We start from the raw sequence: 14726 nt of genomic DNA, 5'->3' as shown, positions 1-14726 counted from the left end.
GCACTCTACCGCTTAATACTGCAGTTTTCTCACTGTCGCCCTAATTGTGCCCTAGTTGCGGTTTCCGCCCCTTCCCAGTGCGCGACTTAACAGGCTTCACAGATTCTCCATTCCCACTGCACAACGGCACAAATAAAAGGGTAGGTACGATTTGCAACGGCCCGTCCCGCGCGCGCGGAGATAAAGCGCGTATTCTGGACGGCAAAGTGCTTAACTTACTTCAGGAGGCTTTTAATGGCTGAAAAGGACGCCCTGCAGGGGGACTCCAACTTCCCGCTGATTCGCGACGGCGTCGCGTCTTACCTGCACGATAAGGACCCGGAAGAAACCCGCGAGTGGATGCAGTCCCTCGACGGCCTGCTGGACTCTTCCGATCCGGAACGCGCCCGCTACCTCATGCTCCGCCTGTTGGAGCGCGCCACCGCTAAGCGCGTGCAGCTGCCCGCGCTGACCTCGACGGACTTCGTCAACACCATCCCGACCTCGCTGGAGCCGGAATTCCCGGGCGACGAGGAGCTGGAGAAGCGCTACCGCCGCTGGATTCGCTGGAACGCCGCCATCATGGTGCACCGCGCGCAGCGCCCGGGCATCGGCGTGGGCGGCCACATCTCCACCTACGCCGGCGCGGCCCCGCTCTACGAGGTCGGCCTGAACCACTTCTTCAAGGGCAAGGATGATCCGTCCGGCGGCGACCAGATTTTCTTCCAGGGCCACGCTTCCCCGGGTATGTACGCCCGCGCCTACCTGGAAGGCCGCCTTACCGAGGACGACCTGGACGGCTTCCGCCAGGAGGTCTCCCGCGGCGAGGGCGAGGGCCTGCCGTCCTACCCGCACCCGCGCCCGATGCCGTGGTTCTGGGAGTTCCCGACCGTGTCCATGGGTCTGGGCCCGGCCAACGCCATCTACCAGGCCCGCTTCAACAAGTACCTGGAGCAGCGCGGCATCAAGGACACCTCCAAGCAGCACGTCTGGGCCTTCCTGGGCGACGGCGAGATGGACGAGCCCGAGTCCCGTGGCCTGCTGCAGATGGCCTCGCTCTACGAGCTGGACAACTTGACCTTCGTGGTCAACTGCAACCTGCAGCGCTTGGACGGCCCGGTCCGCGGCAACACCCAAATCATCCAGGAGCTGGAGTCCTTCTTCCGCGGCGCCGGCTGGTCCGTCATCAAGGTTATCTGGGGCCGAGGCTGGGACAAGCTGCTCGAGGCCGACAAGGACGGCGCCCTGGTCAACGTCATGAACACCACCTCCGACGGCGACTACCAGACCTTCAAGGCTAACGATGGCGCCTACGTCCGCGAGCACTTCTTCGGCCGCGACGAGCGCACCCTGAAGCTGGTCGAGGATCTCTCCGACGACGAGATCTGGTCCCTGCGCCGCGGCGGCCACGACTACCGCAAGATCTACGCCGCTTACGCGCAGGCGCTGGACAACCACGGCACCGGCAAGCCGACCGTCATCCTGGCGCACACCATCAAGGGCTACGGCCTGGGCCACAACTTCGAGGGCCGCAACGCCACCCACCAGATGAAGAAGCTGACGCTGGAGGACCTGAAGCTCTTCCGCGACAAGCAGGACATCCCGATCTCCGACGAGGAGCTGGAAAAGGATCCGTACCTGCCGCCGTACTTCCACCCGGGCAACGACGCCCCGGAGGTCAAGTACATGCTCGAGCGCCGCAAGGAGCTCGGCGGCTTCCTGCCGGAGCGCCGCGTGGACTACACCCCGCTGAAGGTGCCGGAGCTGTCCAAGCTGCGGTCCGTGATGAAGGGCTCCGGCAAGCAGGAAGTGGCCACTACCATGGCGCTGGTGCGCACCTTCAAGGAGCTCATGCGCGACAAGGAGCTGGGCAAGCGCGTCGTGCCTATCATCCCGGACGAGGCCCGTACTTTCGGCATGGACTCCTGGTTCCCGACGCTGAAGATCTGGAACCCGCGCGGCCAGAACTACGTGCCGGTGGACCACGACCTGATGCTGTCCTACCGCGAGGCCACTGACGGCCAGATCCTGCACGAGGGCATCTCCGAGGCCGGCGCGTCCGCCAGCTTCACCGCGGCGGCGACCTCGTACGCCACCCAGGGTGAGCCGATGATCCCGCTGTACATCTTCTACTCGATGTTCGGCTTCCAGCGCACTGGCGACGCCTTCTGGGCCGTCGCCGACCAGATGGGCCGCGGCTTCCTCATCGGCGCTACCGCCGGCCGCACCACCCTGACCGGTGAGGGCCTGCAGCACATGGACGGCCACTCCCCGGTCCTGGCCTCGACCAACCCGGCCATCGTCTCCTACGATCCGGCGTTCAGCTTCGAGGTGGCCCACCTGGTCCACCGCGGCATCGAGCGCATGTACGGCGAGGGCGAGGGCGAGAACGTCATCTACTACCTCACCGTCTACAACGAGCCGGTCCACCAGCCGGCCGCTCCGGAGGACTTGGACGTCGAGGGCCTGCACGGCGGTATCTACCACTACAACACCGCCGAGGGCGGCTCCCTGCCGGCCAACATCCTGGCTTCCGGCGTGGGCGTGCACGAGGCCCTCAAGGCCCAGGAGATCCTGGCCCGGGACTACGATGTCAAGGCCAAGTTGTTCTCCGTGACCTCCTGGACCGAGCTGGCCCGCGATGGCGCCCGCCGCAACCAGGAGGCCCTGCGTACCGGCAGCGAGCCGACCGAGGCTTTCGCCACCAAGCAGCTCAAGGATCACGAGGGCCCGTTCGTCGGTGTGTCCGACTTCGCCACGGACCTGCAGGAACAGATTCGCCCCTACGTGCCGGGAACTTACATCGTGCTAGGCGCGGACGGCTTCGGTTTCTCCGATACCCGCGAGGCCGCTCGCCGCTACTTCAACACCGATGCCGAGTCCATCGTCGTCGGCGTCCTGGAGGGCTTGGCCCGCGACGGCAAGGTTGACCGCGACGTGGTAAAGAAGGCCGCCAGCGACCTCAAGCTGGACGACCCGACCAGCACCACCCCGAGCGACAGCGAATAATCCCGCTAAGCCGGCAAAAGCCCCACTTCCTAGCGCTTAACAGCACTGCAGGAGGTGGGGCTTCGTGCTGCCTCGGGCCGAAAGACCGGCCTAGACGTCGCTGTAGTTGTCGAGGAGCCGGCTCAGGCACTCGGCGACCTTCTCCGGTTCCTCCAGGATGACCATGTGCCCGGACTCTTCGACGATCTCGAGGTCGGCCTGCGGCCAGTGGTTCAGGATGACCTCGGACTGGCTGCGCGGGGTGACGATATCCAGCCCGCCGACGACGACGGTGCCCGGCAGGCCGGACAGGCGCTCCTGCGCGGCGAACTCGCGGTGCTCCACCAGGTCGTCGAAGAATCCGACGAAGGAATCCAGCGGGGTATCCAGCAGCATCGCGGCGTGGAATTGGATGCGCTCCATCCGCGGAAAGCCCGCCGCCAGCAGCGCCAGCACGGGCGCGGCGAACTGGGCGACCTCGTAGCGCATGTTGTTCATCTTCTCTGGCAGGCGGTTGCAGGCCTTGTACAGCCCGTGCATCAGCGCCGAGTTCAGCACCAGGGCCACCCCGCGCGCGGAGAACCGGCGCATGGAGGTCGAGACCAGCAAAGCGCTATCGATGCGCCCGTAGGTCTTGGCGTCGCAGCGCCGAATCAGGTTGAGCGCGACCATCCCGCCCAGGGAGTGCCCGACGATGACCAGCCGGCCGTGCGGGGCGCGCTCGCGCACGACGGCGAGCACGTCGTCGGCCGCCGAGCTAATCGAGCAGTCCTCGCTGGGCGCCGTGGCCGATTGCCCGTGCCCGCGCAGGTCAACCAGCAGGCTTTTGGCCCGTGGGTAGTGCTCGCGCAGGTAGTCGACCTGCTCGTAGAAGCTCTCGGCGGCCAGGGTGTAGCCGTGGATGAAGACGACGGTGACGTCGGCATCGTCAGCGCCTGCCTCATACCAGGCGATATCGATGCCGTTGCCCGTGCTGGTCCCCTCCGCTAGCAGGTGGGTAAGCCCCGGCGCAGTGCGGTGATCGTGCAGTTGCTCGTAGGCTTTGCGCAGCTGCCGGCGGCCGGACGGCAGGAACCGCTTGCCCCAACTGCGAGCGATGAGCTCGGCCTGGTATCTCCTTCTCATGTTGAGTAATAATCCTATCCGAACCGCCGCGTTTAACCTACTAGACTAGGTCCCATGGCCAACGATCTCACCGCGCAACTTCAGGCGCACTTTTCCTCCGGCCCGGCCGAGGTGTCCACTTCCTCGGCGGGCGACACCTACGGCGAGCTGTGCCAGCTCATCGAATCGGTCACGGGGGTGAATGCCGACGACATCGAGCGCGATAAGGCGCTCCCGGACGTCGACCTGCGCTCACTGACGATGATCGAGCTGACTGTCAAGGCCGAAGAAAAATTCAAGGTCCGACTCGACGAGGAGACCGTCCTAGGCTTTTCGACCGTCGGCGATTTCGTGCAGTATGTGGAGGACCACCAATGATTTCTTACCTGTCTGACATGGACGGCGTGCTCATCCGCGAAGGCGAGATGGTCCCCGGCGCCGACCGCTTCCTGCAGGCCCTCTACGACAACGGCATCGAGTTCATGGTGCTGACCAACAACTCCATGTCCACGCCGCGGGACCTGTCCGCGCGACTGGCGAATACGGGCCTGCGCATCCCGCCGGAACGCATCTGGACCTCGGCGACCGCCACCGCGACCTTCCTGTCCACGCAGGTCAGGGACGGCACCGCCTACGTCATCGGCGAGTCCGGGCTGACCACCGCCCTGCACGAAGCCGGCTGGATCCTCACCGACGCGGACCCGGAGTTCGTCGTGCTGGGCGAGACCCGCACGTATTCCTTCGAGGCGATCACCACCGCCATCAACCTGATCCGGGGCGGCTCGCGGTTCATTGCTACCAACCCGGACGTGACCGGTCCCGCCCCGCAGGGCGTGCTGCCGGCCACGGGCTCGGTCGCCGCGCTGATTACGACGGCCACGGGCCGTCAGCCGTACTACATCGGCAAGCCGAACCCGGTGATGATGCGCTCGGCGCTGAACCACATCGGCGCCCATTCGGAGGACACCGTGATGATTGGTGATCGCATGGACACCGACGTCAAGGCCGGCATCGAGGCTGGTTTGCGCACCGTGCTGGTGCGCTCCGGCATTACTGACGATGCCGAGGTCACCCGCTACCCCTACCGCCCCACGGCGGTGCGTGACTCGGTTGCCGACCTAGCCGGCAACGTCCTCGAACCCTTCTAGCTGCGCGCTAAAGCCATAAGCGCCCGCCAGCTGGCTCAGCTCGGCGGCAAAGTCAGTCAACTCCTCACGGGTGCCGGTCAGCACCTGCCGGCAGCCGACCCCGCAGGGCGTGCCAGCGGCCCGGCCGGCGGCCAGCGCAACGATATTGTCACCGGGGTAGTCCTTGTGCCAGCGGGTGCACCACTGGGCGGTCAGGGGGTCGTCGCCGGGCACGACGAATTCGGACTCGGACTCGATGACGCGCGCCATCAGATCCTCGATCACCGGGCGCAGGCGCACGGGCATGCCGGAAATCCGCAGGACCGTGGTGCACGTCGCGGCCGCGGCCGTTCGCGGCGCGACCCCGACGGGGCCGGCCGGCCAAGAAGTGGCATCCGCCGAAGATGCGGCGATGCCAGTGGGTGTTACGCATGTACTCAAAGCCGAATCTCCTCCGCGGAGTAGCCCCGCCACCGACGCCCTCCCCGGCACGGATTTGCCGTGCCGCGCCCGCACGCGGGCCGAAAGCCAGGTGCGAAAAGCTGCGCACTGACAGGCGGAAATCCCTGGCGGAACCTCCTGCCAGAAACGCGCAACCGGGGCGTCGTTTAGTGGCGCAAGACGAGCATCGTCTTCCCCAACGAACTCGAATGCGTTACCTGACTTAGTCTCCCCTCACCCCCGTCACATCAGCAACTCTAAACCACTACTTCAATCCCCCGTTTACTCAACCTCAAGTACAACTTAAGCCCCACCCCCGGGGGGCGTGGGCCCCAGGCGCGGGCTGTTCCGGCGGGCTGTTCCGGCGGGCTGTTCCGGCGGGTTGTCCCGGCAGGCTGTTCCGGCGGTCCGGCGGGTTGTCCCGGCAGGCTGTTCCGGCAGGCTGTTCCGCTGGGACCGAGCCGCCCCCTAGAGCCCGCCGTCTGCACTGCGCCTATTCCGGCTGGCCGGTCAGCTCGGCGTAGATGGCCGCGTTGGTCTCGGCCCACAGCGGCTTGGCCCAGTCGCCGAAGTCGCGGTCGGTCAGCGCGACCATGGCGTGCTCTCCTGCCACCCAGAGGTAGGTCCCCGACATCCCGAAGTGCCCGGCGGTCTCCTCCGGCATGTTCTTCCCGGTCCAGTGCGGGTCCTTCGACCCGCGCAGCTCGAAGCCCAGCCCCCACGGGCAGGGCTTATGCATCCCGTAGCCGGGCACGATGCCGCGCAGCTCCGGAAACTGCACCGTCCGCATCTCCTCGACCGTCGACGGGTCCAGGAGCTGTGGTTTCAGCACCTCGCGCGCGAAGGCGGCCAGGTCGTCGATGGTGGAGACCAAGCCGTGGCCGGCCAAGCCCTCCAGCGCGGTATCCCGCATGCCTAGCGGCTCGAGCACGCCCTCGCGCAGGTAGTCGGCAAAGTCCATCTCGGCCGCCGCTCCCACGATCTCGGCCGCCCACTCGTAGCCGGCCGAGGAATAGATGCGCCGCTCGCCCACCGGCTTCTGCGGCTCGCGGGAATCAAAGCCCACCCCGGAGGCGTGCGTCAGCAGGTGGCGCAGCGTCGAGCCTTCGGGCCCGGCGGCCTGGTCGAGCTCGACTGCACCCTCCTCGACGGCGAGCATAACCCCGTAGGAGACAACGAGCTTGGTCACCGACGCCACCGAATACCGCCGGCTGGTATCCCCTACCGAATCGACTACCTCGCCGCCGCGCAGAACCTGCGCAGCAACGTTGTCGACGGGCCACTGGTCAAGATGTTCACGCAGACTCATACCTTCCCAGCGTACCGGGGCCCGGCCGGTCAGGGTTTAAGAGCCGCACGCGGCGGCATCGGGCTGCTCGCCGGCGCCGCGCTGCAGGCCCCACAGGATAAGTGCCTGGGCGGAGGCGTCGCGCGGCAACTGCGGGTGCTCGGGGCTCGCGCCGCAGGTCTCGCCCAAGTCGACGTTGACGACGTCCGCGCCCTCGACCGACGTCAACTGCGAGGAGCTGTTCGGCGTCACGGTCTTATCCGCCGGCGAGTAGATCGAGGTGTACTTCACTCCCGCGGTGGTATCCGGCAGGGCGTTGAGCTTTTCGATAAACGGCGACCCAATCACCTGCTGGATCGCGGCCGTGGAGGCCAAAAAGCGCGCCAGGTTCGGCACGGCGGTGATAATCGGCCCAAGGAAGTCCAGCGCCCCGCCCAGCGTGGTGCCGTGGTAGTTGCCGCCGATGGCCACCACCCGGGCGACCGTACCCTCGTCGCCGTAGATCTGCTCGTAGGTCTTGGTGTGCATCCCGCCCTGGCTGTGCCCGACCAGGTTGACCTTGTCCGAGCCGGTGGCCTGACGCACGTAGCGAACCTGCTCGGCGACCTCCCGGCCGGACTCGTCCAGGTCGCCGATTGCCTTCAGGGAGGGGATGGCGTTTTGCAGGGTGACGTCGTCGGCGCCGTAGTCGAAGGCCCACACGCACATGCCGGCGTCCTGCAGCTGCGGAATGAGGCTCTCCCAGTTGCTGGAGTTGTCGGAGGTGCCGTGGAGCAGCACGACGGGCTCGTCCACCTCGCCGGTGGGCTGGCAGGTCGGGTCGTTGATACCGAAGCTTTCGTCCACCGAGGTCTCAAACGGCGCTGCCGATGCCCCAGCCGCCTGCCCGGCCCCCGCCGCCAAGGTGGCGACCACGACGGCAGCCACCACTGCCCCACGCTGTGTGCGCATAATATGCCCTTTCCCAAAGAGAGATGCTAAATAAAATTCAATTCATCCTATCGCCTGGGAAGGCTGGCGGCAGGCCTGACAAAACAAATAGTGACCGATGTCATGCCCGAAGCCCAGCTACGGCGGGCTCAACCCCGCACGCTAGTCCGCGAAGGGGTAATCCGTGTACCCGTGGGCGCCGTTGGCGTAGAAGGTAGCCTGCTCCGGGGTGTTGAGCGCCAACCCTTCCTTCCAGCGGCGCACGATGTCCGGATTGCCGATAATTTCGCGCCCCACCGAGACGGCATCGACGTAGTCGAGCCGCTGCATGGCCTCGGCGTCGGGCAGCTCGGTCAGCTGGGCAAACCCGTTGTTCATCAGCACGCGCGTGCGCCCGTTGCGGCGGGCGCGGCGGGCCAGGTCGGCGACCAACTCGTCGGTCGGGTCGGAGTGCAGGATGGACACATAGGCCACCCCGAGCTCGGCCAGCTCGTCGACGAAGCGGCCATAGACATCCGCCACGTCCGCGCGATCGTCTTCAATAACGCCCTGCACGTTGTGTTCCGGGGAGATGCGCACGCCGACACGGTCGGCGCCGATCTCCTCGACGACCGCCCGCGCCACGGCCAGCGGGAAGCGCAGTCGGTTGTCCACGCTGCCGCCGAAATCATCCGTGCGTTGGTTGGACGACGGAGCCAAGAACTCGTGCAGCAGGTAGCCGTTGGCGTTGTGGATCTCGATGCCATCCACCCCGGCATCGACAGCCCGGCGCGCCGCGGCCCGGAAATCGCCCACGATGCGCTCCATCTCCGCGACCTCCAGCTCCCGCGGGGTCACCGCGTCCTGCTTGCCGTCGAAGGTGTGGATCTGGGCGCCAGAGCAGATGGCGGACGGGGCCACCGGCTCCGCGCCCTCGGTCAGGTTCGGGTGGCACACGCGGCCGCCATGCATGATCTGCATGAACATCACGCCATCGGAGGCGTGGACGGCCTCGGCGACGTGCTGCCAGCCGGCCTGCTGGGCATCGTTAGTGATGCCGGCCTGGCCGGGGAAGGCGCGCGAGTCCAGCGACGGGAAGACGCCCTCCGTCACGATAAGCCCCAACGATGCCCGCTGCGCGTGGTACTGCGTGTGCAGTTCGGTCGGCACGCCGCTGCGCCCGGCGCGCTGGCGGGTCATGGCGGCCATCGTGATGCGGTTGGGCAGGGTGTGGCGCCCGAGTTCTAAGGGCGCGAAAAGAACCGAAGAATCCATGTGGGAGCAAACTTCCGAACCCTAGATTTTATTCCTTTTCATTCACGTAGAACGTTTGCTTGTTGACGAACTCGTCCATGGCCAGAGGGGATAGCTCGCGGCCGTAGCCGGAATTCTTAATCCCGCCGAAGGGCAGCTCGGGGGCCGAGGCCTGCGGGATGTTGACGTGAATCATGCCGGTCTCGATCTGGGAGGCGACGTGCTTGGCGCGCTCCTCGTCCGCAGAGAAGACCGCCCCGCCCAGGCCGTAGCGGGAGTCGTTGGCCAGCGCGATGGCCTCCTCCTCGCTGCCGACGCGGTAGATTTCCGCCACCGGGCCGAAGAACTCGGTGTAGTAGGACTCCGAGCCGACCGGCACGTCCGTGAGCACCGCCGGGGAATAGTAAGCGCCGACCTCGGCCAGCTCGCCGCCGACGTGTAAGCGCGCGCCGGCCTCCACGGCTTCTTTGACCTGCTGGTCGAGGGTCTCGGCCGCCGCGCGCGAGGACAGCGGGTAGTACTTGCCCTCGGCGCCGTCCAGTGGGTCGCCGGGCTGGTAATCCTTCGCGATGCGCACCATCTCCGCCACGAAGTCATCGTAGATGTCATCCAGCACGATGATGCGCTTGTTGGAGGTGCAGGCCTGCCCGGTGTTCGCCAGGCGCTTGTCCCAGGCCTGGCGGGCGGCGGCCGGGATGTCGGCGGCGTCCAGCACGATGTAGGCGTCGGTGCCGCCCAGCTCCAGCACGCACTTCTTCAGCGCCTTGCCCACCTGCGCGGCCACGGCCGATCCGGCGCGCTCCGAGCCGGTCAGGGAGACCCCGCGCACCCGCGGGTCGGCGATAATCGTCGAGACCTGGTCGTGGGTGGCGTACAGGTTAATGAACGCGCCCCCGGCAGGCCGGCCTCGGTAAGGATCTGCGCGAACGCCGCCGAGGAGCGCGGGCAGATTTCAGCGTGCTTGAGCAAGATCGTGTTGCCCACCATCAGGTTCGGCGCGGCAAACCGGGCGACTTGGTAGTACGGGAAATTCCACGGCATCACGCCCAGCAGCGGGCCCACCGGCAGGCGGCGCATGATGGCGGTGCCGCCGCTGTGCGGGATCTTTTCGTCCTGAGCGAACTCGGCGCCGTTGTCGGCGTAGTAGTCCAGGATCTTGGCCGAGTACTTCACCTCGCCAATACCGGAGCCGAGCTCCTTGCCCATCTCGGTCGCCGCGATTTCCGCCAGCTCGGGCGCGCGCTCGCGTAGGAGGTTCGCGGCGTTGTTGAGGACCTTCTTGCGCTCATCGAAGCTGGTCTGGCGCCACTGCTGGAAGGCGTCGGCCGAGTCGGTGATGGCCTGCCCGATGGCGGCGTCGGTGGCGAACTCGAAGGTCTGCTCGATTTCGTCGGTCTTGGGGTTCTGAACGCGGTAGTTCTGTGACATACCCCGAGTCTAAGGATTAGCCCGGGCTGTGTCACCCGCCTCGGTCGGCTCCGCCTGCTCCGTAGGCGCGGCCGGCGATGCCGTCTCCGCCCCAGTCGCCTCACCCGTCGCCGGTGCTTGCTGCTGGCCCGCGCCTTGCCCCGTGCCCTGGTCGGCCCCACCGGACTGGCCGGACTGGCCAGAGTCGCCAGACTGGCCCGCCTGCCCCGTCTGCTCTGCGGCGGTGGGCTCGGCAGTCTCCGGCTGCGGTTCGCTCTCCTGCTCCGTGGCGGTGTCCGTGCCGGTCGCGGCGTCGTCGCCCGCGGTGGTTTCGGTTTCGGCTTCCGGTGTGGACGTCTGCGTCCAGTTCGCCGGCGAGAGCCAGCCGGCGCTGGCATTTTCCGGGTTGCTGGAGGCCAGCACCAGCAGGCCGATGACGGCCAGGGCGGCGAACAGGCCAGTAGTCGAGGCCCGGATCCGCCCACCCAGGGTCACCAGTTTGCCCCAGCGCGTGGCCGGTTCGTCGTCGCGCCAGATACTCCCGTTGGCCGGGCCGTCCTCCAGCTCCTCACTGCCTTCTAATGTCGCCTGGTCCGAAGCGATGTCCTCGGGTTCTTCCATGGGAGTGGAGCCTTCCGGCCCGGGCAGCACGACGGTCTCGGAGGTCTCCGGGTCCGGCGATCCCGGCGACTTCGGCGTTCCCGGCTCCGGCTGCTGTGTACCGGCCAGCGCCTCGACGGCAGGCCGAGGTAGCTCGCTGGGGGCATCGGCGGCGAGGTGGTAGTGATCCCAGAAGGCGTTGAGCAGCGCGGAGCGGATGCCGCGCTCGACGGCCCACTGCCGGGCCGGGTTGACCCGGACCATGACGCGGTAGTTGACCCGCCACGGCTGGCCAGCTGCCGTGGGGGCCTCCAGGCCGGTGGCGGGCAGGACCTCGACCTCACCGACCACATCGGGGGCAATCTGCGGGTCGGCGATCGCCTCCTCGGAAATCCGCTCGACCTGGGCGGTGATGTCGGCGGGGTTCTCCCCCGTCGAGACCGGCACTGCGAGGTTGACCACCGCGCGCGACCAGTCCTGGGAGTAGTTGGTGACCACGCCGGCCGAACCGTTGGGCACCGTGACGACCTCGCCGGTCGGCGTGCGGACCTTGGTGGTGCGCAGCGTCAGGGCCACCACCGTGCCTTCGATGCCCGTCGCCCCATCAAAGCTCACGTAGTCGCCCACGCCGAACTGCTTTTCCGACAGGATGAAAAAGCCGGACAGGAAATCCCCAATGATGGACTGCGCGCCAAAGCCGACGGCGGCAGAGACCACGGTCGCGGGGATGGCCGCCCCCAGCGGCGGCACGCCGATATTCGACAGGGCCGCGACCACCAGCAGGAAGTAGGCCACGACCTCACCGACGTAGACGAGCGCCCCGACCAGCGCCAGGCGCGCCTTGGTGGCTTCTTCTTCCTGGTCCAGCCGGCTTTCGATGATGCGCACCACCAGCCGGCCAATCCGCGGGATGAGCACCGCGGTCAGCACAATGCCCAACAGGGGCAGGCCGTGATCGACCACGATGCCCCACAGTTGGAACAGATAGTATTTCAGGTTCATAACGGCTAAATTAGTCCGTCAACCTGAACGTTTAATGCCACGCAACTGCGCACTGTTTTCAGGTTTTTAATCATTGCTGTCACCGCGCTGCTCGTAGCGCTTGACCAGGCGCTCGATGAGCTCGTCGGTCAGCTCGTCGTCGGCCAAAATGCGGTCGAGCATGTCGCGGTGCGCGGAGTCATCGCTGTCGTAGGAGTCGCCGGCCAGGTCCACACCGATGCCGGACAGCAGACCGTCGTCGCTCGAGGTGTCGGTGTCGGAAGCGGGGGCATCGTTGAGCGCGGTGGGATCCACGGCGGCGAATTCGGAGGTGAATTCCTCCATGAACTCGTCGGCGGCGGTCTCCGCGTCCGCTCGGCGCGTGCCTTTGCTGACCTCGGCCTCGATGCGCCGCTTGAGCGCCTTTTCCATCTGCCGATGCCGCCACCGCCGCAGCTTGCCCGGCTCCAGCCGCCGGCCCACGGCCCGACCCTTGTGCTCGGCCTTCTTGGCCAACGATGCCATCTGCGCCGCCGTATCATTCACCGGCGCCCATTCCTGGTTCGTGGAGACGCGCCAGTTACCCCAGTAGCCCCACAGGGTCAGCACGAAGCTGATAATCGGCCCGGCCACCATGCCGACGGCCATGAAGCTGAAGTGATGGGCCACCAACACCGTGACGGCACAGGCTACCGCCGGGATGACGGTCGGGCGGTTATCGCCGAAGACGGCCGGCGTGCGGCCGGTGACGGTGTCACGGATCATGGACCCGCCCGTGGCGGTGAACACGCCCATCATGATGCACGGCAGGACCGGCAGGCCGTAGGTAATGGCTTTCACCGCGCCGGTGGCCGCCCACAGCGCGGAGACCAGGGCGTCGCCGTGGACTTCGAAGAATTCCCAGGTCTTGCCCTTGAAATAGACGAAGCGGGCAATCAGCGCGCCGGTGAAGGCGAGGATAAGATACTCCGGCTCGCTCATAGCGGCGACGGTGCCACGGTTGATCAGCACGTCGCGGATCATGCCGCCGCCCAGCGCCGAGAACAGCGCGATGAAGAAAAAGCCCACGATGTCGTAGCCCCGCTGGCGCGCAATCGTGCCGCCGATGATGCCCATCAGCAGCACCCCGCTGACATCGGACCAGCGGTACAGCGCGGTGATTAGGGGGTCTACCTCTTCGACCGTCATACTGCTGATTTTAGAACCACCCTGCACGCGCCGCTGGCACTACACCCCCCGGTTTCTTCCCCGGCAGGTCCGCCCCGCTACACTAGCTTCCAGCGCTGCGCGCGGTTAATAAGGGGCTATAGCTCAGTCGGTTAGAGCTACGGACTCATAATCCGTTGGTCGCGGGTTCGAGCCCCGCTGGCCCCACTGGCCACAAGGCGCTTGGGCGCGCCTAAAAGCGCCTCTAGATGCGCCGTTTAAGGCAGGCAGTTTTAGACACGCCGACGGGGCGTTCGTGGGCAATTTTCCCGAGAACGCCTCGTCTTTGTCTTCTTTGCCGTCTGTGTCGCGTTTCCCGTTTTTGGGATTGCGGTGCTTTAGGCTCGCGCCTTCGATCCGCACTCTTGAACGCGCGCCGTTTAGGCCCGGGCAGCGGTGGCCCCAGCGGCTGGGGCATCGGGCGGGCGCTGCGGCGGCACCCAGACGGTCTTGCCGCGCACCCGGGCCATGCGCCCGCGCTTTTTCGGGTTGTCCACGCCGTCCTCGTTCGCGCCGTTGTGGTGCGGGCACAGGGTGGCCAGGTTGTCCTGGTTGGTCGGCCCGCCCGAGAACCAGGGCCGGATGTGGTGGACCTGGCATTCGTCGGCGCCGGCCAGGCACTGCGGCCAGGCGCAGACGGGGTGTTCCATCATCGCCAGGCGCCGCTGCTTCCAGGAGGCCAGGCGGCTATCGCGGTAGAGGTTGACGGGACCTGCGACGGGGTCGAAGACGCCGACGTAACCGGCATCGTTAAGCGTGCGGGTGACCAGTTCGGCGCCGCTGATGACAGCGCCGTTAGTCAGCTGGACGGCGATGTCCTCGCCCGCCCCGCCGGATACCAGCTCGCCGAAGTCTTCCAGGTTGAGCACCACGTTGGTGGTGACATGGGCGCGCTCGGCGCTGCCCTCCCCGGTGAACAGGGCACGGGCGTCGTCGACGTCTTTGACGTGGGCTTTGATGTCGGCGACAAGCCCGGCGTCGGCGACTAGGCGCATGGCCCACAGGCCCGCGGTGGAGCGGGTATAGACCACGCCCGGCACCGGCTCCGGCTTGGGGGCGGCGGCGCGGACCTTCCGGGCAGCGGCCCGGCGCATGCCGGCGGCGCCCAGCTCGAGGGCGGACAGCTCCTCCATGATGCGCCAGGCGTCGTTTTTGTTTTTCACCCGCCGTAGCACCCCGCAGACTACGTCGAGGACCTGCAGGCCGTGGCCTAACCGCTCGGCGTTGGCGCGCACGCGGCGCTGGCGGCGGCTGTTATTAACGCGCCCGAACAGCGTCTGGGCCAAGCCGATGACGCGCTCGACCTCGTCCTGGTTCTGCGTCATGTCGGCGCGCAGGCCGGCCCAGTCGGCGTGCCAGGCGCCCTCAATGACGGCGATGCCCGGCTGCGCACTGGCAGCCAGGAAGCGCTGCAAACAATCCCCCGATGTCATGGGGCCGAC

Annotated in this window: 11 protein-coding genes, 1 tRNA gene and 1 pseudogene; 4 read left to right on the top strand and 9 right to left on the bottom strand. The window is 66.9% G+C overall.

Annotation, left to right across the window (positions count from 1 at the left end):
- The first annotated feature begins 234 nt into the window (after positions 1 to 234).
- Positions 235 to 2988: a pyruvate dehydrogenase (acetyl-transferring), homodimeric type gene (gene aceE, locus QQS52_RS10440; RefSeq protein WP_472773801.1), complete on the top strand. Its 2754-nt coding sequence runs from the start codon at positions 235 to 237 to the stop codon at positions 2986 to 2988.
- 90 nt (positions 2989 to 3078) lie between these two features.
- Here the strand turns inward: aceE and QQS52_RS10435 are convergent, their stop codons facing one another.
- The gene (locus QQS52_RS10435; RefSeq protein ID WP_472773800.1) at positions 3079 to 4092 is read right to left on the bottom strand and encodes an alpha/beta fold hydrolase; all 1014 of its coding nucleotides are present in this window, start codon (positions 4090 to 4092) and stop codon (positions 3079 to 3081) included.
- A gap of 54 nt (positions 4093 to 4146) precedes the next feature.
- On the opposite strand from QQS52_RS10435, the gene QQS52_RS10430 reads away from it, so the two are divergent.
- Positions 4147 to 4449: an acyl carrier protein gene (locus tag QQS52_RS10430; RefSeq protein WP_472773799.1), complete on the top strand. Its 303-nt coding sequence runs from the start codon at positions 4147 to 4149 to the stop codon at positions 4447 to 4449.
- The gene (locus tag QQS52_RS10425) at positions 4446 to 5219 is read left to right on the top strand and encodes an HAD-IIA family hydrolase (RefSeq protein WP_472773798.1); all 774 of its coding nucleotides are present in this window, start codon (positions 4446 to 4448) and stop codon (positions 5217 to 5219) included. Before QQS52_RS10430 ends, QQS52_RS10425 begins: the two co-directional genes overlap by 4 nt.
- Here QQS52_RS10425 and QQS52_RS10420 read toward each other — a convergent pair.
- The 7 genes and pseudogenes from QQS52_RS10420 to QQS52_RS10390 form a co-directional block, all read right to left on the bottom strand.
- Positions 5190 to 5639 (bottom strand): hypothetical protein, encoded by a 450-nt coding sequence (locus tag QQS52_RS10420; RefSeq protein ID WP_472773797.1) that lies wholly within the window; start codon positions 5637 to 5639, stop codon positions 5190 to 5192. The two genes, QQS52_RS10425 and QQS52_RS10420, sit on opposite strands and share 30 nt — an antisense overlap.
- A 493-nt stretch (positions 5640 to 6132) precedes the next feature.
- Positions 6133 to 6948 (bottom strand): serine hydrolase domain-containing protein, encoded by an 816-nt coding sequence (locus tag QQS52_RS10415; RefSeq protein ID WP_472773796.1) that lies wholly within the window; start codon positions 6946 to 6948, stop codon positions 6133 to 6135.
- Positions 6949 to 6984: 36 nt separating this feature from the next.
- On the bottom strand, positions 6985 to 7878 hold the full coding sequence (locus QQS52_RS10410) for a lipase family alpha/beta hydrolase (RefSeq protein WP_472773795.1): 894 nt from the start codon (positions 7876 to 7878) through the stop codon (positions 6985 to 6987).
- Positions 7879 to 8019: 141 nt separating this feature from the next.
- On the bottom strand, positions 8020 to 9111 hold the full coding sequence (locus QQS52_RS10405; RefSeq protein ID WP_472773794.1) for an alkene reductase: 1092 nt from the start codon (positions 9109 to 9111) through the stop codon (positions 8020 to 8022).
- 28 nt (positions 9112 to 9139) lie between these two features.
- Positions 9140 to 10518 (bottom strand): annotated as a pseudogene (locus QQS52_RS10400) (NAD-dependent succinate-semialdehyde dehydrogenase).
- Between the two features lie 9 nt (positions 10519 to 10527).
- Positions 10528 to 12099 carry a mechanosensitive ion channel family protein gene (locus QQS52_RS10395; protein ID WP_472773793.1) on the bottom strand — a complete coding sequence of 524 codons (1572 nt, stop codon included), beginning with the start codon at positions 12097 to 12099 and terminating at the stop codon, positions 10528 to 10530.
- A gap of 66 nt (positions 12100 to 12165) precedes the next feature.
- Positions 12166 to 13266 carry a trimeric intracellular cation channel family protein gene (locus tag QQS52_RS10390; protein WP_472773792.1) on the bottom strand — a complete coding sequence of 367 codons (1101 nt, stop codon included), beginning with the start codon at positions 13264 to 13266 and terminating at the stop codon, positions 12166 to 12168.
- Between the two features lie 112 nt (positions 13267 to 13378).
- Between QQS52_RS10390 and QQS52_RS10385 the strand changes: the two genes are divergently transcribed.
- A tRNA-Ile gene (locus QQS52_RS10385) sits at positions 13379 to 13452 on the top strand.
- Between the two features lie 212 nt (positions 13453 to 13664).
- On the opposite strand, the gene QQS52_RS10380 is transcribed toward QQS52_RS10385, so the two are convergent.
- Positions 13665 to 14717 carry an HNH endonuclease signature motif containing protein gene (locus QQS52_RS10380; protein ID WP_472773791.1) on the bottom strand — a complete coding sequence of 351 codons (1053 nt, stop codon included), beginning with the start codon at positions 14715 to 14717 and terminating at the stop codon, positions 13665 to 13667.
- Between the last annotated feature and the right edge of the window lie 9 nt (positions 14718 to 14726).

The organism is Corynebacterium sp. 1103A (genome assembly GCF_055700955.1).
The sequence above is the reverse complement of the archived record's forward strand: the minus strand, read 5'-3'. Positions and strand labels throughout refer to the sequence as shown.